The organism is Streptomyces sp. NPDC096323, from assembly GCF_040302845.1.
Classification (GTDB): domain Bacteria; phylum Actinomycetota; class Actinomycetes; order Streptomycetales; family Streptomycetaceae; genus Streptomyces.
On the sequence record NZ_JBEOSI010000004.1, the window covers coordinates 719,781 to 742,832 of the forward strand.

At 73.2% G+C, this 23,052-nt stretch carries 13 protein-coding genes; 6 read left to right on the forward strand and 7 right to left on the reverse strand.

All coding sequences use genetic code 11. From position 1 onward, the window contains the following. Positions 1-202: 202 nt before the first annotated feature. Positions 203-1,147 (forward strand): aldo/keto reductase, encoded by a 945-nt coding sequence (locus ABTX18_RS14665; RefSeq protein ID WP_352123056.1) that lies wholly within the window; start codon positions 203-205, stop codon positions 1,145-1,147. Between the two features lie 11 nt (positions 1,148-1,158). On the opposite strand, the gene ABTX18_RS14670 is transcribed toward ABTX18_RS14665, so the two are convergent. From ABTX18_RS14670 to ABTX18_RS14685, 4 genes are all read right to left on the reverse strand, one after another. Further along, entirely contained in the window at positions 1,159-2,673 is a 1,515-nt protein-coding gene (locus ABTX18_RS14670; RefSeq protein WP_352123102.1) for a PrsW family intramembrane metalloprotease, read from the reverse strand. 164 nt (positions 2,674-2,837) lie between these two features. Continuing rightward, positions 2,838-3,728, reverse strand: a complete 891-nt coding sequence (gene trmB, locus ABTX18_RS14675; protein ID WP_352123103.1) for a tRNA (guanosine(46)-N7)-methyltransferase TrmB — start codon at positions 3,726-3,728, stop codon at positions 2,838-2,840. Beyond that, on the reverse strand, positions 3,718-4,974 hold the full coding sequence (lhgD, locus tag ABTX18_RS14680) for an L-2-hydroxyglutarate dehydrogenase (RefSeq protein ID WP_352123057.1): 1,257 nt from the start codon (positions 4,972-4,974) through the stop codon (positions 3,718-3,720). The genes trmB and lhgD overlap by 11 nt, the downstream gene beginning before the upstream one ends. Positions 4,975-5,093: 119 nt before the next feature. Beyond that, the gene (locus ABTX18_RS14685) at positions 5,094-6,803 is read right to left on the reverse strand and encodes an NsdA family TPR-like regulatory protein (RefSeq protein ID WP_352123058.1); all 1,710 of its coding nucleotides are present in this window, start codon (positions 6,801-6,803) and stop codon (positions 5,094-5,096) included. Positions 6,804-8,102: 1,299 nt separating this feature from the next. Between ABTX18_RS14685 and ABTX18_RS14690 the strand changes: the two genes are divergently transcribed. Further along, the gene (locus ABTX18_RS14690) at positions 8,103-10,214 is read left to right on the forward strand and encodes an asparagine synthase-related protein (RefSeq protein WP_352123059.1); all 2,112 of its coding nucleotides are present in this window, start codon (positions 8,103-8,105) and stop codon (positions 10,212-10,214) included. Between the two features lie 108 nt (positions 10,215-10,322). Continuing rightward, complete coding sequence (locus ABTX18_RS14695) at positions 10,323-13,709, forward strand: ATP-binding protein (protein WP_352123060.1); 3,387 nt, start codon at positions 10,323-10,325, stop codon at positions 13,707-13,709. A gap of 77 nt (positions 13,710-13,786) precedes the next feature. On the opposite strand, the gene ABTX18_RS14700 is transcribed toward ABTX18_RS14695, so the two are convergent. Both ABTX18_RS14700 and ABTX18_RS14705 read right to left on the reverse strand, forming a co-directional pair. Further along, positions 13,787-15,793: a sigma-70 family RNA polymerase sigma factor gene (locus ABTX18_RS14700; RefSeq protein ID WP_352123061.1), complete on the reverse strand. Its 2,007-nt coding sequence runs from the start codon at positions 15,791-15,793 to the stop codon at positions 13,787-13,789. A 265-nt stretch (positions 15,794-16,058) separates the two neighbouring features. After that, entirely contained in the window at positions 16,059-16,976 is a 918-nt protein-coding gene (locus ABTX18_RS14705; protein WP_352123062.1) for a TetR/AcrR family transcriptional regulator, read from the reverse strand. Positions 16,977-17,314: 338 nt separating this feature from the next. Between ABTX18_RS14705 and ABTX18_RS14710 the strand changes: the two genes are divergently transcribed. Both ABTX18_RS14710 and ABTX18_RS14715 read left to right on the forward strand, forming a co-directional pair. Further along, the gene (locus ABTX18_RS14710; RefSeq protein WP_503061142.1) at positions 17,315-18,724 is read left to right on the forward strand and encodes an NAD(P)/FAD-dependent oxidoreductase; all 1,410 of its coding nucleotides are present in this window, start codon (positions 17,315-17,317) and stop codon (positions 18,722-18,724) included. A gap of 194 nt (positions 18,725-18,918) precedes the next feature. Beyond that, on the forward strand, positions 18,919-20,601 hold the full coding sequence (locus tag ABTX18_RS14715) for an ATP-binding SpoIIE family protein phosphatase (RefSeq protein ID WP_352123064.1): 1,683 nt from the start codon (positions 18,919-18,921) through the stop codon (positions 20,599-20,601). A gap of 7 nt (positions 20,602-20,608) precedes the next feature. On the opposite strand, the gene ABTX18_RS14720 is transcribed toward ABTX18_RS14715, so the two are convergent. Further along, positions 20,609-21,910 (reverse strand): MFS transporter, encoded by a 1,302-nt coding sequence (locus tag ABTX18_RS14720; RefSeq protein ID WP_352123065.1) that lies wholly within the window; start codon positions 21,908-21,910, stop codon positions 20,609-20,611. Between the two features lie 148 nt (positions 21,911-22,058). Here ABTX18_RS14720 and ABTX18_RS14725 point away from each other — a divergent pair, with 148 nt between their 5' ends. Beyond that, entirely contained in the window at positions 22,059-22,613 is a 555-nt protein-coding gene (locus ABTX18_RS14725) for a MarR family winged helix-turn-helix transcriptional regulator (protein ID WP_352123066.1), read from the forward strand. Positions 22,614-23,052 lie beyond the last annotated feature (439 nt).

The window sequence follows — 23,052 nt, forward strand, 5'->3', positions numbered from 1 at the left end:
TTCCCCGCGCCGGTTCTCCGGCCCCGCGACCCCGGCAGCCCTGACGCTCCCCCCGACGTCAGGGCTGCCGGTCTGTCCGCGGCCGTGCCCTCGCGGTATGTGTCGGGCCGCAGCCGCAGCCGCAGCCCGGCCGCGGCCGCGGCCGCGGTTCAGGTGTACCGGCCACGGAATAGCGGTGCCGGGGGAAGCCGTTGTTGCACCCATGACTTCTCTCCGCAAGCTCGGTTCCTCCAGCCTTCAGGTCTTCCCGCTCGCCCTCGGGGGCAACGTCTTCGGCTGGACCGCCGACGAGGCGCAGTCCTTCGCCGTTCTGGACGCGTACGTGGCGGCCGGCGGCAACTTCGTCGACACCGCCGACTCCTACTCGGCCTGGGTCCCCGGCAACGAGGGCGGCGAGTCCGAGAACCTCATCGGCAAGTGGCTCGCGGCGCGCGGCAACCGCTCCGACATCGTCGTGGCGACCAAGGTCGGCGCCCACCCCGCGTACACGGGGCTCTCGAGCACCACCATCAAGGCCGCCGCCGAGGAGTCGCTGCGCCGGCTCGGCACCGACCACATCGATCTCTACTACACCCACTTCGACGACGAGACGGTCCCGGTCGAGGAGATCATCACCGCCCTGGACCAGTTGGTGAAGGACGGCAAGGTCCGCGAGATCGCCGCGTCCAACATCAGCCCCCGGCGGCTGCGCGCCTCGCTGGACTTCTCGGAGCGCGAGGGGCTCGCCCGCTACGTGGCCCTGCAGCCCCACTACAACCTCGTCTCCCGCGACACGTACGAGGGCGAGCTCCAGGACACCGCGGCCGCGGCAGGACTCGCGGCCGTCCCGTACTACGCCCTCGCCTCCGGTTTCCTCACCGGCAAGTACCGTCCGGGGAGCGCCGTGGAGAGCGCCCGGGCCGGGAGCGCGGGAGCGCACCTGGAGTCTGAGCGCGGTCGCAAGGTTCTCGCCGCGCTCGACGAGGTGGCCCAGGAGCGGGATGCCGAGATCGCGACCGTGGCGCTGGCCTGGCTGGCGGCCCGGCCGACCGTCGCCGCACCGATCGCCTCGGCCCGTACGGTCGAGCAGCTCCCCGCCCTGGTGGCCGTCGCCGGTCTGCGGCTGACGGACCAGGAGCTGGCGGACCTCACCGAGGCATCCGCCTGACCCGTCGCCTCCTAACCCTGCGGGCCGTAGGAGGGCGGGGGTGTGTATGGCCCGTTCGCGTACGGCGGGGTCGCGTGCTGCGGGGGTATGTACGGCGGGTTCCCGTACGACGGGTTTGTATAGGGCCGGTGCGCCGCGGGAACGTACCGGAGGCGCAGACGGCCCGTGGCCTGTGCCGCGTGCACCAGGGCCGGGCCGGCGGTCTCCCTGCGCTGCCACAGGTGGTGCAGCAACTCCCGCTCGCGTTCGGCGAAATCCGGTCCTGCCGTGCCGCGGCGGGCCTGGCGGCGCAGAAAGGCCAGTGAGGTCGCGAACGACTCGTACTCGGCGACCGTACGAGCTGCGGCCCTGCCCTCGGCCCTCACCGCCTTCAGCGGTGTGGCGGGTATGCGCGCGTGAGCGGGGTGCGCGGCGTGCGCGGGAGCGTGTGCCGGGTGGTACGCGTGGCCCTGGGGATTGCCGTACGGGGCGCCGGCCGCCGCTGCCGCCGCCCGGTGGCGGGCGAGGTCCCTGGCCATGCCGCGGGCGCGCATCGAGGAGAGGGCGAAGGGCTCGGCGGGGGACAGCCAGCCGGCCGCCGCGTACACCGGCAGTTCGATGCCGAGGGCGCGCAGTTCGCGGCGGCGGGCCCAGATCGCCAGCCAGGTCACGAGCCCGAACGCCGGAACCATGAACGCCCCGTACACGGCGTAGAAACCGTACGGGCCGAACGACGAGGAACCGTTCCACAGGGCGTGCATTCCCATCGCGAACAGCAGGCCCACCAGAGGGAGCGCGAGGCGCCGGAACCGCTGGTGGCGCGCGCTGCTCGCGGCGATGCCGAAACCGATGCCGGTCATCACCGTGAAGAGCGGATGGGCGAACGGCGACATCACCGCACGTACGAAGAACGTCGCCGCGGTCACCGAGGCGAAGCCCGAGCCCATCTGCTGGTCCTCGCCGAAGGCGTTGCCCAGGTAGAGGATGTTCTCGGTGAAGGCGAAGCCCGTGGCGGTGAAGCCGGCGACGACCACGCCGTCGACGATCCCGTCGAAGTCCCGCCGTCGGAACAGGAAGAGCAGCAGCACGGCCGCCGCCTTGGCGCTCTCCTCCACGACGGGCGCTATGACCGTGGCGCCCAGGGTGTCGGCGCTGCCCGGGTCCGCCGTGGCGGTGGCGATCCACTGCGTCGCGAAGGAGTTGGCCAGGATCGCGACCAGGGCGGCCGCGCAGGCACCCCAGGCGAAGGCGAACAGCATGTTGCGCCACGGGCCCGGCTCGACCCGGTCCAGCCACCGGAACACCGTCATCAGCACCGGGACGGGCAGCACGGCCAGGCCCAGACCGACGAGGAACCCCCGCGTCCCCGTCTGGTCACGGACCAGGGCGAGGATCACCAGACCGCAGAGCGCCAGCACGGTGAAGACGGCGACGACGCGGAGCGGCCTGCTCCGCCACAGCATGCCGACGCGGCGCGGGCGGTACCGCCACTGTCCCCGGTCCGGGGCGGCGGTCAGTACCCCGCCGTCCAGGTGCTCCGCGAGCACCGGGACGGCCGGCTGCGAGTGGAGTTGCTGTTGAACAGACCCGTCGGACGACACTCCATGACCCTAACGAGCAGGACTGACAACGGCCATGGCGCGTGGAAGGGGCCTCGGGCCTGCCGGGCCCGGGGCGGTCGCCAGGTCAACGCCGGGCCGCCCCTCGGCCGTCAGCAGCGGGCGAAGAGCAGGTCGTGCACGACATGGCCCTTGTCCAGGCCCTGACCCTCGAACCGGGTCAGGGGCCGGAACGCGGGCCGTGGTGCGTAGCCGCCGTCCGCCGCCGTGTTCTCGAAGCGGGGGTGCGCGGTCAGCACCTCCAGCATCTGCTCGGCGTACGGCTCCCAGTCGGTCGCGCAGTGCAGGACCGCACCGGGCTTCAGGCGCTGCGCCGCCAGGTCGAGGAACTCCGGCTGGATCAGCCGCCGCTTGTGGTGGCGCGACTTGGGCCACGGGTCGGGGAAGTACACCCGCAGCCCGTCCAGCGCGTCCGGCTCCAGCATCTCGCGCAGCAGGATGATCGCGTCACCGTTGGCGACCCGGATGTTGGACAAGCCGTTCCGGTCGGCGAGAGCGAGGAGATTGCCCTGGCCCGGGGTGTGCACGTCGACGGCGAGAATGCCGGTGCCCGGGTCGTCGGCGGCCATCTGGGCGGTGGCCTCGCCCATGCCGAAGCCGATCTCCAGGACCACCGGGAGCCCGTCGAACAGCTCGGGCAGATCGAGGACGCTCAGCCCGTCGATGTCCAGGCCCCACTTCGGCCAGAGCCGCTCCAGGGCGTCCTGCTGGCCGGGGGTGACCCGGCTGCGGCGCGGCTGGAAGCTGCGGATCCGGCGCTCGTGGTGCGAACCTGCCGGATCGGCCGCGGGACCGCCGGGGAAGCGGGGCTCCTGGCGCAGCCTGCGCGCACGGTCCAGGGCCGCGGCGCGCAGCTCGTCCGGGATTCCGGCGGTCGCGGGCGCGGCGCCGTCCGTACCGGTGGACGCGGGCGCGGGCGCGGGGTCGGTGCCGTCCGCGTCGGCGCCGTTCGCGGGGGAGGGGTTCAAGGGCTCAGACACAATGCCCTGATTCTACGGCGGGCGGCTTCCACCCGGTCCCCTGTGCCCGGAGCAGCGCCCTGCGTGCCACCTCCCGTCCGATGGGCAGCGCGGCCGTGGCGGCGGGCGACGGGGCGTTCAGCACGTGCACCGTGTGAGGGGCCTCACGGATCAGGAAGTCGTCCACGAGTGTGCCGTCGCGCAGGACGGCCTGCGCCCTGACCCCGGCCGGCGAGGGGCGCAGGTCGGCCTCCGTCACCTCGGGCAGGAGCCGCCGGACGGCCGCCGTGAAGGCGCGCTTCGACAGCGAGCGGTGCACCTCGCCCGCCCCGTACCGCCAGTGTCTGCGGGCGATCTGCCAGGAACCCGGCCAGCTCAGCGTGTCCGCCAGCTCTCGGGGGCGTACGACCGGCCAGCCGTACCCTTCACGGGCCAGTGCCGGTACCGCGTTCGGCCCGACGCGGACGCTGCCGTCGTGGCCCCGGGTCAGATGGACGCCGAGGAAGGGGAACGCCGGGTCGGGCACCGGATAGACCAGGCCGCGCACCAGCTCGGGCCGGGCCAGCTCGTAGTACTCCCCCCTAAAGGGCACGATGCGCACCCCCGGGTCGTCGCCCGCCAGCCGTGCCACCCGGTCGCAGTGCAGCCCCGCGCAGTTGACCAGCACCCGGGCCCGCACCACCAGGCCGTCCGCCGTCCGCACCGCGACGCCCCACGGCCGCCGGTCGATCGCGGTGACCTCGGCGCCGAACCTGATCAGGCCGCCGCCGCCCCGCACCTCGGCGGCGAGACGCTCGGCGACCGCGCGGAAGTCGCACACCCCGGTCGTGCCCACCCGGATGGCTGCGAGGCCCCGCACCTGGGGCTCGTACTCCGCGATCTGCGCGGGCCCCAGCTCGCGCACCGGCAGTCCGTGCTCCCGGCCGCGCTGCACCAGGGCGTGCAGCCGCGGCAGCTCGGAGCGGCCGGTCGCGACGATCAGCTTGCCGGTCACGGCGTGCGCGATGCCGTGCTCCCGGCAGAAGTCCGTCATCTCCGCCGCGCCACGCACCGCGTACCGCGCCTTCAGCGAGCCCGGGGGGTAGTAGATGCCGCTGTGGATCACCCCGCTGTTGCGGCCGGTCTGGTGGCGCGCGGGGCCCCACTCCTTCTCCAGCACGGTCACGCGCGTGCCCGGTGCGGTCCGCGTGATCGCATACGCGGCCGACAGGCCGACGATCCCGCCGCCGATCACCAGCACATCGCAGTCGTACGCCGCGTGCGTCATCATCACGCCACCTCCCACCCCGATAGTGCACTGACCCACTGACAACACGTTCAAACCAGTGCGGGCACAGCGTGGCGGATCCCGCGCCGGCCCAGGCGGGGCCGGCGCGGAACCGGGGCCGGCTACGCGGGGGCGCCGAGCAGCGGGCGGGCGCGCTCCCTCAGCTCGACGACGCGCGGCTCGTCCCCGTACGGCTCCAGGCGGTGCAGCAGATCGCGCACGTACTCGGTGGTCCGGGCCGACGAGATGCGGCCCGCGACCTCCACGGCACGGGTGCCCGCCGCGCAGGCGGCGTCGAGGTTTCCGGACTCCAGCTCGGCGACGGCCGAGACGACGAGCCGCAGGCCGTGCGAGCGGACGAACTCCTCGGTGGGTCTGGACAGCGCCTGCTCGGTGAACCGCCGCACCTGCCGCGGCGCCTTCAGGTCGAGGTGGCACTCCGCGGCGTCGGCGGCGAACCGGTCGTACGAGTAGAAGCCCAGCCACGACGGGTCCGCGTCGCCGTCCCGGGAGCGCTCCAGCCACCCCTCGGCGGCCTTCAGCGCGGCTCCGGCGGCCGGGGCGTCGTTCGCCTTCGCGTGGGCCCGGGCCTCCACCAGGCGGAAGAAGCTCATGGTGCGGGCCGTCGCGAGGCCGCGGTTGCGCTCGACCGCCGCCTGCGCGAGGTCGACGCCCTCGTCGGCGAAGCCGCGGTACGTCGCCTGCAGCGACATGGAGGCGAGGACGTAGCCGCCGAGCGGTACATCGGCCGCGGCCCGAGCCAGGCGCAGCGCCTGGATGTAGTAGCGCTGGGCCGCTTCCTGCTGACCGGTGTCGAAGGCCATCCACCCGGCGAGCCTGGTCAGTTCGGCCGCGGCGCCGAAGAGCGCCCGGCCGACCTCGTCGCTGTACGAGCCCAGCAGCAGCGGTGCCGCGTCGACCCGTAAGCACTCCGGAACCATGGACGAACGCCAGTCGCCGCCGCCGTACTTGGAGTCCCAGCGGCGCGCGTCCTGGGCGGCCTCCCGCAGCTTGGACACATCGCTGTGCCCGACCCGCAGCGGCGAGACGGCGTATGCGGAATCCGGGCCCGGCTGGACGGGGATCGACAGGCCGTGCCCGGCACCCGGCGGCGTGCCGTGGCCCGTCAGCAGCGACGTACCGGGCCCGGCGGATGCGGGGTGCCCGGCTGCCGGGTGCCCGGGGGCCGTGGCCGTCGGCCGTCCCGGCGCGTCCTGGGACGGGGCACCCTGCTTCCCGTGGCCGCCGGGCTTTCCGTGGCCGCCGGACGGATGGGCAGAGCTCGGCGCGTCCGATGCGCCTTGCGCCCCCGATGCGCCCCGTGCGCCCTGCTGGGCGGGGGCCGACGCCGTCGAGGCGCGTTCGACCGACGGGTCGGCGGGGGATATCAGCCAGCGCGACGCCGGGGTCGCGTAGGCACTCACCGAGAAGGAACCCGCCAGCGACTGCCAGATCCCGCCACTTCCCGCCCGCCGCCCGGCCAGATCCAGCCGGTAGAGCTCGGTCGCGGAACGGACCGCCTCACCCACATCGCGGGGGAACGCCAGCCCGACCTCCGGCGCCGGGTCGGCGTCGGCCAGTCCGATCTCGTGCAGCGGAACCGGCCGGCCGAGCTTGGCGCCGATCGCCGCCGCGATGAGATGGGGCGCTGCGCCCTGCGGCACCATGCCCTTGGAGACCCATCGGGCCACCGAGGTCTTGTCGTACCGAAGTGTCAGTCCGCGCTGCGCCCCGAGGTCGTTGACCCGCCGGGCGAGCCCGGCGTTGCTGATTCCCGCGAGGGCGAGAACGGTTCCGAGTTTGTCGTTCGGCCCGCGTTGCTCCCTGGACATGCGCCACCCCTCGACACACAGACGGCAGCCGCGTCACCGATGCGGCGCGCGGCATTCGTACCGGGTTCTCCCCAAGGACGAACCCCGGCACTCCGGCCGCACACGCATTTGGCCGAGCCCCGAGGAATATGCCGCCCTGCTGAGAACATCAGTAAACCCAGCGTAGTTCGCCACATCCCTACCGTTAAGGGCTGGACGTCCGTATGGCGGGATTGTTGTCCGTACCGGCCACGCGCGGGGACCGGAGTGAAGCCGGGCGGCGCGAGGGGCGGAAGGGGCGCGGTGGGCGAGCGGGAGGCGAACGTCGCGCGAAGGAAGGGCGGAGGAACGGAGGAGAGGGGGCGGGGCCGCGGGGCAGTGGCTGTGAGGTCCGCCCGCGCTCCGGCGCTGAGACCTCCGGGTGGCGCCCGGGAGGAGTGCCCGAGGGTTGCGGCTCCGGCGCGAGGAGGGAGCGTGCCGTCTGCCGTCCCCCCGCCGACCAGCCAGGACCCGGGCGTACGGGTACCTCCGGTGCCCTGCTCGTGCGGCCTTGGGGGCCATCGCCGGACTGCGGCCGGGGATGTTTGCGTGTGCTCCTGGTGTGTGGCCGTGCGCCCGGTTGTGCGCTCTCGCCCGGTCCCCGCGGGAGCGCTTGCATGGGTGCTGCGTGGGTCGGCCCGCTGCGCTGGACGCAGCGGGCTGGGGGAACACCGCCGCCTCATTCCCCGCAGGCGGCGGACCGGTCCGGGGGGCGGACCGCGCCTCCCGGACCCGGCGTGGAGCCGGTGCCGCCCCGGCCGCAGCCGGGTCGACGAGCTACGGCCGAGCGCGTGACGGGGCTTGGACGGGGTACGCCGCGCGGCCGGGCGCTACGGGGGATGAACCGGTGCCAACTGGGCCATAACTGGCTGCGATGCGTCGGATGATCGGTTCCCGCGCCTCCAGAGATTGGCCGGATGTCGCCGGTGGAACCAGGGTGGGCCGAGGGGTTCAGGGACATTCCGGCAGCCGTCCGGACAAGGGGCCGGCCGTGGCGCAATCCGGGCCGTTACCCCGGCCCGTGCGTGGGGAACGCGACGGCCGGAATCCGCAACTTCGTTGGCGCCGGGGCCGACGCGCGCGAGCCGTTCACGGAACACCAGGTCGGGCGCGCACGCTCCGGCCTTTGCCAGGGGCGCATGCGCTCACGACGTGCGCGCTCCGTAGCCACTCCTGCGCGCCGTTGTCGTGGCAGCATGTCCGCAACGGCGCCGCGCGTTACCGGAGTTCTCCCGATAGTGCCCTGTCGCGCCGTTTTGTCCACAGCCTGTGGAGGCGGCGATGCGTTGGTTGGTGGGTTGGAGCAGTATCGCCGCGAGCTTCGGCACGGCCGGAGCCGTCGGCGGCAGTGACGAGGGGCGCACGATGCACCCCGTGGGCTCCCAACTCCTTTGGGGCGACCCGGACCCGCTGTGGGCGGTGGGCGACTGGCGGCCCGACGAGATCCGTACCGTCCGGGTGGACACCGCCCAAGGCGCCCCCACCGCACGGCTCGCCGTCCTCGGCTGCTGCGGCGCCACGGACGAACAACTGCGGATCGGCCTGCTCGCCGCCCGTGGCGGAGCCCTCCGCCACCTCACCGCATGGACCGGCAGCTACACGGCCGTCGTCCAGATAGGCCGCCGGATCACCGTGGCCGGAGATCTCGCCGGAGCCCGCCCGGTCTTCTACACGCCCTGGGCCGGCGGCACGGCCTACGCCACCGCGGCGCTTCCCCTGGCCGACCTCATCGAGGCCCAGCTGGACATCGGCCACCTCGCCGCCCTGCTCGCCTGCCCCGAAACCCCGGAGGCGCTGCGCGACGGCACTCCGTACGAGGGGGTGAAGCGCATCCCGCCCGGGCACGCGCTGATCCTGCGCGAGGGCTCGCGGGAGATCACCGGGTACGAGGCCGTGGCCTCCCTCGCCGTGGCCGCGCCCGAACTCGACCCCGTGACCGCCGTCGAGGGGGTGCGCGACGCCCTCGTCGAGGCGGTGCGCGCCAGGCTCCTGGCCCCGCGCCACGCCCCGGAGACCCTGCCGCCCGACCCCGGCCCCGTCCCCGGCATGGGCCCCGCCGAACGCCGCGCCGCCCGGGGCGCACCCGTCCCCGGAATCGGCTCCGACCTCTCGGGGGGCAGCGCGTCGGCGACGCTCGCGCTGCTCGCCGCCGGGCTTCCCGGCCTGCCCGGCACGATCCTGGGCCACGGCACGGGAGCGGGGGAGCGGCTGCTCGCCGTCACCTTCAACGACCTGACGACCCGCGCCCACGAGGACGAGCTCGAACGCGCCCGCCTCATCGCCGCCAACCCGAGGCTGCACCACGTCGTGGTCGCCGCGGGCGAGGAGGCCCTGCCCTACGCCGACCTGGAGAACGGTCCGCTCACCGACGAGCCGGCCCCCTCCCTCGTCCTCGTCGAACGCCACCGCCGCCGCCTCTCCGCAGGCAGCGCCGACCATTTCGTGGGCGACGGCGCCCGCCAGGTGCTCGACGCCCACCCGGCTCGCCTCGCCGATCTGCTGATCGACCGCAGGCGGCGCCATCTCGTGCGCCCGGTCGCCGCGCTCGCCAAGGCCGAAGGCCCGTCCGCCCACTCGCTGTTCGTGCCGCTGACCGTCTACCGGGCCGCCCGCCGACTGGCCCGTACGTCCTACCGCACCGGACTCGAGGCCGCGGCCGACCGCCTGCCCGACGCCAACCGCCTCACCCCCGACCTCGGCACGCCCGCCGACGCCTCGCTCGCCGCACTGGCCTGGTCCCGCCCGGGACCGGCCGCCCGGTGGCTCACCGGGGAGGCGCTGGCCGAAGTATCGGTTCGCCTCCAGGAGGCGGCGATCCGCCCCACCTCCGTCCAGCGCCCCGGTGAGGCCCGGGCCAGAGCCTCCCTCGCCCGCCACGCCGCCGGTCACCGCATCCTGGAGCAGGCCGCCGAGATCCGCAGTCAGCGCCTGCACGCCCCCTTCCTGGACAACCAGGTCGTACGCGCCGCCCGCGCGCTCCCCGAATCCCTCCGGGTCCAGCCGGGCGCCCGCGCGGCGATCCTGCGCCGGGTCCTGGCGGGCGCGGGCATCCACGAACTGCCGCCCGGCTGGGGCACCCCGTCCCAGGCCACCTCGAACGCCGTCACCCGGACCGGTCTGCGCGCCTCGCTGCCCGAGCTGATCGCCCTGTTCGACGCCCCGCTGCTCGCCGACGCGGGGCTCGTCGAGGCCCGCGTCGTACGCAAGGCACTCCGTGCGGCCTCCGAGGGCGAGCCCCTGCCCCTGGACGGCCTGGCCGACCTCGCCTCCACGGAAATGTGGCTGCGCCGCCTCGTGTCGCGGCGCGGCACCTGCTGGACGGGGACGGCGGCGCCCCGGCAGCGCGCGGTGGCCGGCGGGGTGGCCCCGGCCCGGCGCTCGTTGCAGGGGTAGCGGATTCGGGAGCGCGCGCGGCCGCGGTGCCGTCTCGGGTGGCTGATCCCGTGAGCGGTGAGCGCCGTCCGATGCCCCGTTGTCCGAGCGGAGGGACACAATGGCGGGGTGCGGTATCTGATCCTGGGCGTCACGGAGGCGCGAGACGAGCGTGGAGCGGCGCTGCCCCTCGGCGGTACGCGGCTGCGCGCCCTGCTCGCCGCCCTCGCCCTGCGACCGGGCCGCGCGGTACCCGTCGCCGAGCTGGTAGCGGACGTCTGGGCGGACGAGCCCCCGGTGGACGCCACCGCCGCGCTCCAGGCCCTCGTCGGGCGCCTGCGCCGGGTGCTGGGCAAGGAAGCACTGGCCAGCGGCCCCGGCGGCTACCGCCTTGCCGCCCGTCCGGACGATGTGGACCTGCACGTCTTCGAGCGCCTCGCCCGGCAGGGCGGGGCCGAGCTGGAGGCCGGCGCCCCGTCGGATGCCGCCCGCACCCTGCGTACCGCACTCGCCCTCTGGCGCGGACCCGCGCTCGCCGACCTGCCCGAGGGGGACCGCGGCCATGCCCTGCGCCCGGAGGCCCACCGGCTGGCCGCCCTGGAACGCCGCATCGAGGCCGACCTGCGCTGCGCGGTGGCACCGGGGGCGGGAGCGCCTGCGATACGGAACGGGCCCGCGATACGGAACGGGGCCGGAGACGCGCCCGATGCCGCGTCCGCCCCCGGCCCCGCCGCTCTCGTCGCCGAACTGACGGAGCTGACCGCCGCCCACCCGTACGACGAACGCTTCCGGGCCCAGCTCATCCGCGCCCTGCGCGCCGACGGCCGGCAGGCCGACGCGCTTGCCGCGTACGAGGACGCGCGCCGCACCCTCGCCGACGGGCTCGGCACAGACCCCGGGCCCGAACTGACCGCCCTCCATCAGGAACTGCTCGACCCCGCAATGGCCGCCCCCGCTACCCCCGGATCGACCGGCACGTTTCACGTGAAACCGGCCCAGGGCAACCTCCGCCCCAGGCTCACCTCCTTCGTGGGCCGCGAGCCCGAGCTCCGCGCCCTCCGGGACGACCTGGCCCGGTCCCGGCTGGTCACCCTCACCGGCCCCGGCGGCACGGGAAAGACCCGCCTCGCCGAGGAGTCCGCAGCACGTGAGGGCCACGCCGCCGACACGCCCTGTGACGTCTGGCTCGCCGAACTGGCCCCGGTCGAGGACCCCGACGCCGTCCCGGGAGCCGTGCTGTCGGCACTCGGGCTGCGCGAAACGGCGCTGCTGCGGGACGGCAGCCACGACGGCCCCCCGCGCGCCGAACCGGTCGACCTGCTCGTCGACCGTCTGGGCTCACGCGCCCGGCCGGTCCTCCTCATCCTCGACAACTGCGAGCACGTCATCGGCGCGGCCGCCGCGCTGGCCGAGGCCCTGCTGACCCGCTGTCCGCGGTTGCGCGTCCTCGCCACCAGCCGCGAACCGCTCGGCGTCCCCGGCGAGTCCGTACGGCCGGTCGACCCGCTGCCCGCGGACCCCGCCCACCGCCTGTTCACCGAGCGCGCCAGAGCCGTACGCCCCGGATTCGACCCCGCACACGAACCCGCACACGATCCGGACGCGGTCGCCGAGATCTGCCGCCGGCTGGACGGTCTGCCGCTCGCCATCGAACTCGCGGCCGCGCGACTGCGGTTGCTCGGCCCACGCCAGATCGCGGACCGGCTGGACGACCGGTTCCGTCTGCTGACGGGGGGCAGCCGCACGGTGCTGCCCCGCCAGCAGACCCTGCGGGCGGTCGTCGACTGGTCCTGGGATCTCCTGGATGAGGACGAACGCACCGCCCTGTGCCAGGTCTCCGTCTTCGCGGGCGGCTGGGACCTGACCGCCGCGGAAGCCGTCATCCGCAGACCCGCCGGTACCAGCCCGCACGCCTGGGGCGACACCGCCGATCTGATCGGCGCCCTGGTCGACAAGTCCCTCGTCGTCGCCGCCCCGGCCGCGGACGGCACGATGCGCTACCGCCTCCTGGAGACCATTCACGAGTACGCCGTCGAGCGCTGCGCCGAGACGCCGGACCTGCGCACCGCCGCCGGACGCGCGCACACCGCGTACTTCACCGCGCTCGTCGAGGAGGCCGAGCCGCGTCTGCGCTCGGCCGACCAGCTCCCCTGGATCCAGCGCCTGGAGACCGACCTCGACAACATCCGCGCCGCACTGCACCGCACCACGGCCGCCGCTCTCCCCTGCGAACAGGACGCGACGCGATTGGTTCTCGGCATGGGCTGGTTCTGGTGGCTGCGCAACTACCGCCCCGAGGGCCTCTCCTGGACCGAGCGGGTCCTGGCACTCGGCGAGGACCCCGCCGATGACACGGACCCCCGGTACTGGGACCGGATGAACCTCCACATCCTGTGGTTCTTCTACGCGGCGGAGCGCGGCTCGACCGGCACGGAGCAGAACGACGCCCAGCTCCACGCGTTCGTGGACCGCCTGGCCGACGCGTTCGCCTCCTCCACGCCGTCGGGCGTCCGGTTCCCCGGGCTGCTCTGGCCGATGACCTCGTTCCTGACCGGAACGGCGGACGACGTACGGCGGAAGATCGACGCGGCCGTCGACAACGCCCGTATCCACGCCGGTGCCTGGGAGTACGGCATCACCCTGATGTTCCGCACCCACATGATCGTCGACATGCCGGGCGGCATGCCCGGCATCGACGACGACCTCGCCGAACTGCGCGCGCTGAGCCGCCGCGTCGGCGACCGGTGGATGCGGGCCCAGGTCGCGAGCGCGGCGGCCGAGGCGGGCATGATGCGCGGGCGCTACGACGAAGCGCGGACGGCCTACGAGGAGGCGCTGCTGCTCGCCCGCGAGGTCGGCGCCCACGCCGAGGCCCCGTTCCTCCTCGCCCGGCTCGCCGAACTCTCCTACCGCACAGGCGATCCGGCTGTCGCCTCAGAGATGCTGGACCACTCGGAGGCCGAGGCGGAGAGCCACCAGGTACGCGACGCCGCCGCGGACATCCACTACCTCCGGGCCACCATGGCCTTCCACAGGGGCGAAACGGCGACCGCCCGGCAGCACCTCGTCACCGCCCGCAGCGAGGCCGGGCGAGGTGGCCCGCCCTCACACTTCATCGTGGCGCTGGACGGACTCTCGGCCCGGATCTCCGTGGACGAACCCGGGCCCGGGGGCGGCCCCCTCGCCGGCCTGCGCGGGCTGACGGCGGCCCTGGTCGCCGCGAGCGAGGCGCGGTGCGCGGAGATCGTGACCGGCTACCTGGCGGACGGCGTGGTGACCGTGCTGCCGAAGGTGGGCCGCCACGCCGCCGCCGCACGCGTCCTGGCCGCAGCCGACAGCTGGCGCCTGTCCGGACCCAGGACCCCGGAGGAACAGGCCGAGGTGGACACGGCCGAGCGACTGGCCCGCAAGGAACTGGGCGCGCTGCGGTACGAGGAGGAGCGCGCCGAGGGCCTCGGCCTGACCCTCGACGGCGTCATCGACTTGTTGAAGGGCATCGCGGCAGAGCTGCCGTGACCCACGAGGGCGTCACAGTGGGCCTGCCGTGACCTCGGAGGGCAGGGCGCTGGGCGGCTCCCCGCGGTCCCCGCCGCTCAGCGGCAGCTGATGCGTGATTCGGCCCAGTCGGCGAGGGCAACCCCGCCGAGCGGGCTCATCGGCTCCACGACGAGCCGGATGCGCTCCTGGCCCTCGATGCCGACGCTCACCGGAACGGCCGGGTCGTCACCGTTCATCACCGGGGACTGCCACAGCCTTGCCCCGTCGCCGTCGAACACCGAGAACCGCACCGAGCCGAGGCCCATGGTCAGATCATCCACGCCCACCATCGCCTCGTAACGCGTGCACGGACGGTTCAGCTGGATGGAGACCGAGGAACGGCTGTGGACGGTCACCCCGTGCGCGTACTGCGTGCCGCCGATCGACAGGCCGGAACGCTGCCACGCCCAGCTGCTCTCACCGAGCATCACCTCGGGCCCGCTGTGATCGCCGAACAGGGTGTAGCCCAGCTCGCTGACCTGGTACTCCTCGGGCGCAGGAGCGGGCGGCGGAGGCGGTGTGGGCGCGGGAGGGGTGGGAGTCGGGGTCGGCGTCGGCGCGGGCGGCGGCGGAGGGACGGGCTTCGGCGTCGGAGTGGGTTTCGGCGGTGGGGTCGGAGTCGGTGTGGGCGTGGGGGTCGGAGTGGGCGTGGGTTCCGGCGGTGCGGGAGCCGGGGGAGCCGGCGCGGCGGGCTTCGGCTCGGGCTTCGGCGGTGCGGGGGCCGGCGCGGCGGGCGACACGGCAGGGGGCCGGGCAACGGGCTTCGCCTCGGGCCGCGGCTGGTCGTCCCCCACCAGCGCCCAGACCAGCCCGGCCGCGGCCGCGACGGCGACCGCCGCCGCGATGCCGGCCTTCGCCGGTGCACCGAGCCCCTCCGAAGCGGCGGCGCCCCCGGCGGAACCCGCGGACGAGCTGCCGCCGGTCGCCGCGGCGGCGGCTCCCGCACCGGCGGCACCGACGGCGCCACCTGCCACGACCCCCGCGGCCTTGAGCGTGTAACCGGCGGCGAACCAACCGATGACGGCGACTGGCAGCAGCGCGGGAATCCCGGCGTTGACATGCGCCAGTTCGCCCGCCGCCAGCCGGCACTTCGCGCACTCGTCCAGATGACCCCGCAGTCCGCGCTCGGCCCGCATCCGCAGGCCGCCACGCGCGTAGGCGCCCAGCCGGTCCGCGTAGCGAGCGCAGTCGCCGCCGGAGGTGAGCGCCTGGCTCACATGGGCTTGCAGGTAGGCCTGCTTGAGGCCCTCACGGGCGCGGCTGGCCAGCACCGACGTGGCGTTGGCCGTCAGTCCGAACAGTGGGGCGATGTCACTGGGCGACTCCTCCTCCACCGTGGTGTGCCAAAGGACGGCCTGCCAGCGCTCCGGGAGGCTGCGGAACGCCTGCATCGCCATTGACTGCTCAGCCTCGTGCATCGCCATCACATCGGCACCGAGATCGAGTGTGTCCGCGTCCGACACCTCCGAGGTGCGCGTCGCCTGCGCGGCGAACATCGCGAAGTCGTCGACCAGGTGCTCACGCTTCGCGGTCTTGGTCCACGCGGCCGCGACATGCCGGACCGCCGTCATCAGATAGGCGCGTACGGCCTCCTCGGGCCCCTTGCCGCCCCGTACAGCCTGCAGGGTCCGGGCGAAGACCTCGGCCGTCAGGTCGTCGGCGGTATGCGCGTCCCGGCAGCAGGTACGCGCATAGCGGCGCACCGCGTCCGAGTGGCGGCGGAACAGCTCCTCGTACGCGAGGTCGTCGCCGTCACGCATCGCCTGGATCAACTGGGCGTCGGAGGCGGCGAGACCGGAGGCGTCCCCGGCGGGCGCGGTACTGGGCGCCCGCTGCAGGGGAACGGCGGCCGTGGCATCGATCGCGTCCGTGTCCGCGGTGCCCTCGTCCGGAACGGGCGGCCACGGCCCGGGCAGCACGGTGCCGCCGCCCTCGTCACCGGCTTGCCCACGCCGCGGCCCGGCCTGGCTCGGCACCTGGTGCCCGGGCAGCCCGCCCGTCTCCATGCCGCCGGCGGCGGACAGACCGTCGAGCGACTCTTCCTGCTGCCCGTCACCGCTCATCGCGGACGCCCCCGTATGCGCTGTCGGACCCGAATACCGGGCAAGCGTGCCACAGAGCGCAGAAACGATGGCCCTGCGGCCGCGTCAACCACTCGTCCGGGGCTTTTTCCCGACTGCGAGCAATGGGGGCACTCATTCGGGGCAGGAGAAACGGGACGTGTTGACCGGGCAGTTGGGACGGACCGCAACGAGAGCGACGGAAGCCCCCCACTCGGGCAGGGGCTGCCCTGTCCCTGAGTGGCCCGTCCCCCTCAAGCCCACGCGCTCACGCAGGCCGCGAGCGCAGCCCCTCCAGCAGGATCTCCAGCAACCGCGCCGAGGCCGCCGCCTGCTGAGCCGCGTCGGGCAGCGAGGGCGCCGCCGTCGCGATGACGAGCAGCACATCGGCCACCGTCACGTCGCGGCGCAGCTCACCTGACGCCCGCGCCCGGTCGACCAGCCGCCCCACGACCTCCAGCAGATCGGCCGCTCCGGCGCCGAGGTCCCCGCCGTCGTCCCCCGGTACGGAAGGGTGCTCGGCCACCCGCAGACCCGCCTGGACCGGAGCCTGCCCGGTTTCCTGGCGCTGCTGGGGTACCCGGGGCTCGTCCCACGCGTCACCCGGCGCCGCTTCCGCGGTCCGTACGGCACCGGCATCACCGGCCACGGAGTCCTCGACATCGACGCCGACCCGCAGTATCTGCGGAGGCAGCAGCCGCCCGGCGCCCGAGGCCACCGACGTGCGCAGGAAGCGCGACAGGGCCGACCACGGCTCCTCCTCCTGCCCCAGCGCCGACCGGGCCTGATCGGTCAGCCGGGCCGTCTCCTCCTCGGCTATCCGGCGCACCAGCACGTCCTTGCTGGGAAAGCGCCGGTACACCGTGCCGACGCCCACCCGGGCGCGGCGTGCCACGTCCTCCATCGGAGCGCCGTACCCCAGCTCACCGAAGACCTCGCGCGCGGCCCGCAGCACATGTTCCAGATTGCGCTGCGCGTCCACGCGCAGCGGGGCAGCAGAGCGGCTGTGTGCGCCGGTCCCGCCGGCTTGGGAGCCGAGCGCGGCCCCCAGCGTGCTGCCCAGGGCGCCCGACGGCGCGATGGTCCCGGCCGCCCCGGCTCCGCTCACCGTGCCGACTGCCCCGATCCGTCCGTTTTCTTCGGACGTGACCGCAGCAGTCGGCCAATGCGATTCCTGAATATGCATAACTGTTCCCCCGGTTATGACGTCTCCCCCCGGAGACTCCCGCCGTGTCAGTCGAGGGTGGACCGATGGTCACCGTCCGACACCCCGACGACATACGAACATAGTTGAGCGAGGGTCAATTCAGAAGGGGGCAGCCCGCAGGGAGCGTCCTGCGGCCGGAGCGCCGGCCGGCCTCGCCTTCCGCCGAACGCCTTCCGCCGCCCTTTCCGTAACCCCTGACCTGCGGAGCTTCCGTATATACGCCTCGGCCGCACCCTGCGGCCCGTACAGAACCTCCGGTCACACAATTTGCCGGGGCTGTGGACAAACTCCTGCGCACGTTGCGTCATGGGGTGGTGATGGCTTCAGATTCGGCTTCAGACTCCGGGGAAACGCCCCCCGGCCCCCCGCCCGGTGTGCGCATTCTCGTCGTCGGTGGGGGCTATGTCGGGATGTACACGGCGCTGCGTCTCCAACGGAAGCTGAAGCAGAGGCTGAGAACCGGTGACGCGGAGATCGTCGTCGTCACCCCCGACCCGTACATGACCTACCAGCCGTTCCTCCCCGAGGCCGCCGCCGGTTCCATCTCGCCGCGTCATGTCGTCGTCCCGCTGCGCCGGGTCCTGCCGCACTGCACCATCCTCGTCGGGGAGGCCCGGCGCATCGATCACACCAAGCGCACCGCGACGGTCACCACCCTCGCCACGGACGAGGACGGCACCGGCGCCGTGGAGATCACGTACGACGAGCTCGTCCTCGCCCCCGGTTCCGTCTCGCGCACCCTCCCGGTCCCGGGCCTCGCCGAGCACGGCGTCGGCTTCAAGACGATCGAGGAGGCCATCGGGCTGCGCAACCACGTGATCGAGCAGATGGACATCGCGTCCGCCACCCGCGACCCCGCCATCCGCGACGCCGCCCTCACCTTCGTCTTCGTCGGCGGCGGTTACGCGGGAGTGGAGGCGCTCGCCGAGCTGGAGGACATGGCCCGCTACACCTCGCGGTACTACCACAACATCAAGGCCGAGGACCTGAAATGGATCCTCGTCGAGGCGACCGGCCGCATCCTCCCCGAGGTGGGGGAGTCGATGGGCAGGTACGCCGTACGGGAACTGCGCGGCCGCAACATCGACGTACGCCTCGACACCCGGCTGGAGTCCTGCGAGGACCGGATCGCCGTGCTCAGCGACGGCTCCCGCTTCCCGACCCGCACGCTGGTGTGGACCGCCGGGGTCAAACCCGCGCCCCTGCTCGCCGCGACCGACCTGCCCCTGAACGAACGCGGCAGGCTCGTCTGCACCGCCCGGCTCACCGTCGACGGTACCGAGCACGCCTGGGCCGCGGGTGACGCCGCCGCTGTCCCCGACCTGACCGCCGCCGAACCGGGCAGGGAGACCGCCCCCAACGCCCAGCACGCGGTCCGCCAGGCCAAGGTCCTCGCCGACAACCTCGTCGCGTCGATCGACGGCCGCCCGCTCGAGGAGTACCGCCACAGATACGCGGGATCCGTCGCGTCCCTCGGCCTCCACAAGGGCGTCGCGCATGTGTACGGGCGCCGGCTCAAGGGCTATCCGGCCTGGCTGATGCACCGCGTCTACCACCTGAGCAGGGTCCCGACCTTCAACCGGAAGGCCAGGGTGCTGGCCGAATGGACCCTCGCCGGACTCTTCAAGCGGGAGATCGTCTCGCTGGGCTCGCTGGAACACCCCCGGGCCGAGTTCGAGGCCGCCGCCGGCAGACGCCCCCGGCCGGACGACGGCGACTGTCAGTAGGGTCCGGCACACTGGACGTGTGACCATAGGTGGGCTCACATCTGCACAGAGTGACCCGGCCGGCAGCCACCGACAGTGACCACGAGGTAGACCGTCCCAGGGGCGAGCAGACCGCCAGCACCCACGGGTGACGCCCCGGCAGAGGAAGCAGCCCGCCCGAGCGGACCAGACCGACACACGAGGCATTGGATTCCGTGAACTTCACGCGTTGGAGCGCCCGCCTCCCCGGTACGCAACGTAAAACCGTCCCCGACGACCGCAGTCCCGTACCGGCGGCCCGCGCCGAGTTCGCCCGGGCCGACACCGGCGCGGGCCCTCCGGACGGCGACCCCGACGGCCCCGGCACCCGCGCAGCCGCACCCGCGCTGGAGGACCTCTCCGCCCGCGAGATCCTCGGCCGGCTCCCCGCCCTCGTCGCCCTGGTGCACGGCCCGGATCACCGCATCGCGTACGTCAACGACGCCTACGCCACCGCGTTCGGCCCGCGCCCCAGCGGTGTCCCCGCAGCCGAGGCGATGCCCGAGCTCACCGAGCTCAGCCTCCTCCCCCTGATGGACCAGGTCCTGCGCAGCGGCACGCCGCGCACCGTCAAGTCCCGCAAGGCCGGCAGCGGCAACTCGTACACGGTCACCTGCACCCCCGTACGGCACGACAAGGACAAACGGCACGACAAGGAAAAGGGACACGAGAGCGGCGTCCTCGTCTACGCCGTCGACGTCACCGACCACGCCGAAGCGGCCGAGCGGCTGCGCGCCAGCGAGAGCCGGCACCGCGAAACGGCCGTCACCCTTCAGCGTTCACTGCTCCCGCAGGAACTGGAGCAGCCCGACGACCTGCGGATCGCCGCCACCTATCAGCCGGGCGGCACGGACGCCGCGGTCGGCGGCGACTGGTACGACGTCATCACGCTCGGAGCGGGCCGCACCGCGCTGGTCATCGGGGACGTGATGGGCCGCGGGGTACGGGCCGCCGCGGTGATGGGCCAGCTGCGCACGGCCGTGCGCGCCTACGCCCGCCTCGACCTCCCCCCGCACGAGGTGCTCCAGCTGCTCGACGGGCTCGCCGCCGAGATCGACGCCAGCCAGATCGCCACCTGCGCCTACGCCGTCCACGATCCCAACGAGGGCCTGCTCGTCCACGCCTCCGCGGGACACCTCCCGATCCTGGTGCGCGACGAGGACGGCACGGTGCGCCGCGCCGCGGAGCCGACGGGGCCCCCGCTCGGCACCGGCGGCTGGATCCACACGTCGGGCACGATCGCACTGCCTCCCGGCTCGACCGCCGTCCTCTACACGGACGGCCTGGTCGAGCGCCGCAGCGAGGACATCGACGAGGGAGTGGCCGCGCTGGAACGGGCGCTGTCCGGGGCGAAGGGCTCGCCCCAGGTGGTCTGCGACCGTCTGATCCGTTCCCTGAACGTCACCGCGGAGCACGACGACGACGTGGCGGTGCTGGTCGTCCAGCACCCCGCCCGCACCGGCCCGACGGCGGAGCTGTTCCACAACGCCTCGCTCGATCTGCTCGGCGGCATCGAAGCGGCCCCGCGCGCCCGCGCCTTCGCGACGGGCGTGCTGACGTCGTGGCGTTTCCCCATGGACCTGTGCGACCTGGGCGTCCTGGCCGCCGGTGAGCTGGTGGCCAACTCCCTGCAGCACGGGACGCCGCCGATGCGCCTGGGCCTGCGGCGCACGGACCGCAGGCTGATCATCGAGGTGACCGACGGCGACGACCACCTCCCGCGCCGCCGCCGGGCGGAACCGGGCGACGAGGCGGGCCGCGGCATCACCATCGTCGCGTCGATCGCCACGTCATGGGGCAGCCGCCGCACACCCGGCGGTGGCAAGGCGGTCTGGTGCGAATTCGCCCTGCCGCAGTAGCGGACCGTCAGCGGACGGCGGCGACCGGCACTTCCGCCGACGCATGCTCCGGCAGCGACACGGCCACCACTCGCGACGGCACGGCCGCGAGCGAAGGCTGGTCCTGTACGGCGGTGAGCCGCCGGCCCAGCCGCAGTGCCAGCACCGTGATGCCCAGCGAGAAGAGGACGAACGTCACGATGTACGGCCCGTGCAGCGAGGCCCCCATCGGGCCGCCCACAGCGGGCCCGACCGCCAGCGCCAGCTGCTTGCAGAGCGCGAACGCCGAGTTGTACTGACCGACCATCGACTCCGGCGCCAGATCGGCGACCAGCGGGGCGACGGTCGGCGACAGCATCGCCTCACCGAGCCCGAACAGCGCGTACGTGGAGATCATCGCGGCGGTCGCCATGGTCTGGCTCCCGTGACCGAGACCCGCGTAGCCCGCCACGATCCAGGCGAACGCCCAGATCAGGCCCACCGAGGCGATGACCCGGCTGCGCTTGCGGCGCTCCACCAGGCGCAGCACCACGAACTGGGCCACGACGATGACCGCGGTGTTGGCGGCCAGCGCGATCCCGAGCGTCGAAGGCTGGATCCCGGCTGCCTCGGTGCCGTACGCCGCAAGGCCGGACTCGAACTGGCCGTAGCAGGCGAAGAACACCACGAAGCCCAGCACGCACAGCTGCACCATGGTCCGGTGCGACAGCAACACCCGCAGCCCGCCGCCCGGAGCGGACCCGCCCGCCGCCGTCTCCTTCGCTACGGCAGGGGTACGGGGCATGCGCACGGTCGCCGCGATGGCGCCGAGTACGAGGAACATCACCGCTTCGATCAGGAACAGCAGCGTGAAGGACGAGGCCCGGCTGGTGTCCACGATCAGCCCGCCGACCAGGCCGCCGATGCCGAGGCCCAGGTTCTGCAGGAAGAACTGCATGGCGAAGGCACGGGTGCGGGTGGCGGTGCCGGAGCAGCGGACGAGCATCGTGGCGAGGGCCGGCTGCATGACGGCGGTCCCCGCCCCGAGCACCGCAGCCGACACAACAGCGGCGGAGACCTGCGAGGAGACGCCCAGTGCGGCGGCGCCCAGGGAGGCGACGACCGAGGCGACGACCAGCACGGGCAGCGGCCCGCGACGGTCGATGGCCCGGCCGGTGAACGGCAGGACGGCGAGCGCTGCCATGGCGAAGACCGCCAGCACGACACCCGCCGTACCGGCACCCAGATCCCGCACCTGCGCCACGTAGACGTACAGATACGGAACGGTGAACCCCAGCCCGAACGCGCTCAGCGCGCTCCCCAGCTGGATCCGCCGCAGTGCTGCACCCATTTCCCTGGTCACACTCACCTACCTCAAGGTCTCGAAACCACGTTCGCTGAATGACTCGAACCCGAAGACTTTAGCACTAAAGTTAGATACTCAACACTACAGAGCGAAGGACTTCGACCGCTACGGAGGGCGTGCCATACTGCCCGCCATGTCCGACACCACCGAGCCCGAGCTCCAGGAGCCGAGCCTCGACGAGCAGATCGCCGCCTACCAACGCGAGTTCCGCGACCTGGACCCCCAGGTCGAGCAGGTCGTCTCGGCTCTCGGCCGGCTGAACCGCCGGATGAACGTGGCGTACGGACGGCAGGTCGCCGCCCTCGGCATCAGCAACGCCGAGTGGGAGGTCCTCAAGACGCTCGTCCTGTCCGGCGCTCCCTACCGGCTGGGCCCGGGGGAGCTCGCCAAGCGGCTGGGTCTGACTCCGGCCGCGATGACCCACCGCATCGACCGCATGGCAGGCGAGGGACTGGTGACCCGCGACCGCGACGAGAACAACCGGGTGCGCGTCATCGTCGAGCTCACGGATGAGGGCCGCACGAAGTGGCTGGAGGCGATGCGGATGGCCACGCACTTCGAGGAAGACCTGCTCCAGGACCTCTCGGGCGACGAACGGGGCGTCTTGGGCGAGATGCTGATCCGCCTCCTGCGCCGCGTTGAGCACGCTCAGCCGGACGCCGGCGGCCGCCTCACCGACCTGGGCTGAAACCGCCCCGCCAGGCCTGCCCGGGGAGGGGTTGACACGTCCCGCCGGGGTCCGTAAGGTTCTTCGAGTTGTCACGGAGCCGGAACGGTTCTTCGACAGCCACTTCGCCGCGAAAGCGGCAACCCACTCTCAGTACGACCTCCCACTCGGGGTCTATTTCGGCATGCCGGAATTGATTGCGAAGACTCGATTATGAGTCGCCGGGAAAATTCGCTAGAGTTTGGGACGTCGGAACGGCCCAACAGCCGGAAAGACAAATCCCGCTGACTGGGAATCAGGCACGAAAGAGTCTGATAGAGTCGGAAACGCAAGACCGAAGGGAAGCGCCCGGAGGAAAGCCCCGCGGGGTGAGTACAAAGGAAGCGTCCGTTCCTTGAGAACTCAACAGCGTGCCAAAAGTCAACGCCAGATATGTTGATACCCCGACCTGTTTCGGCAG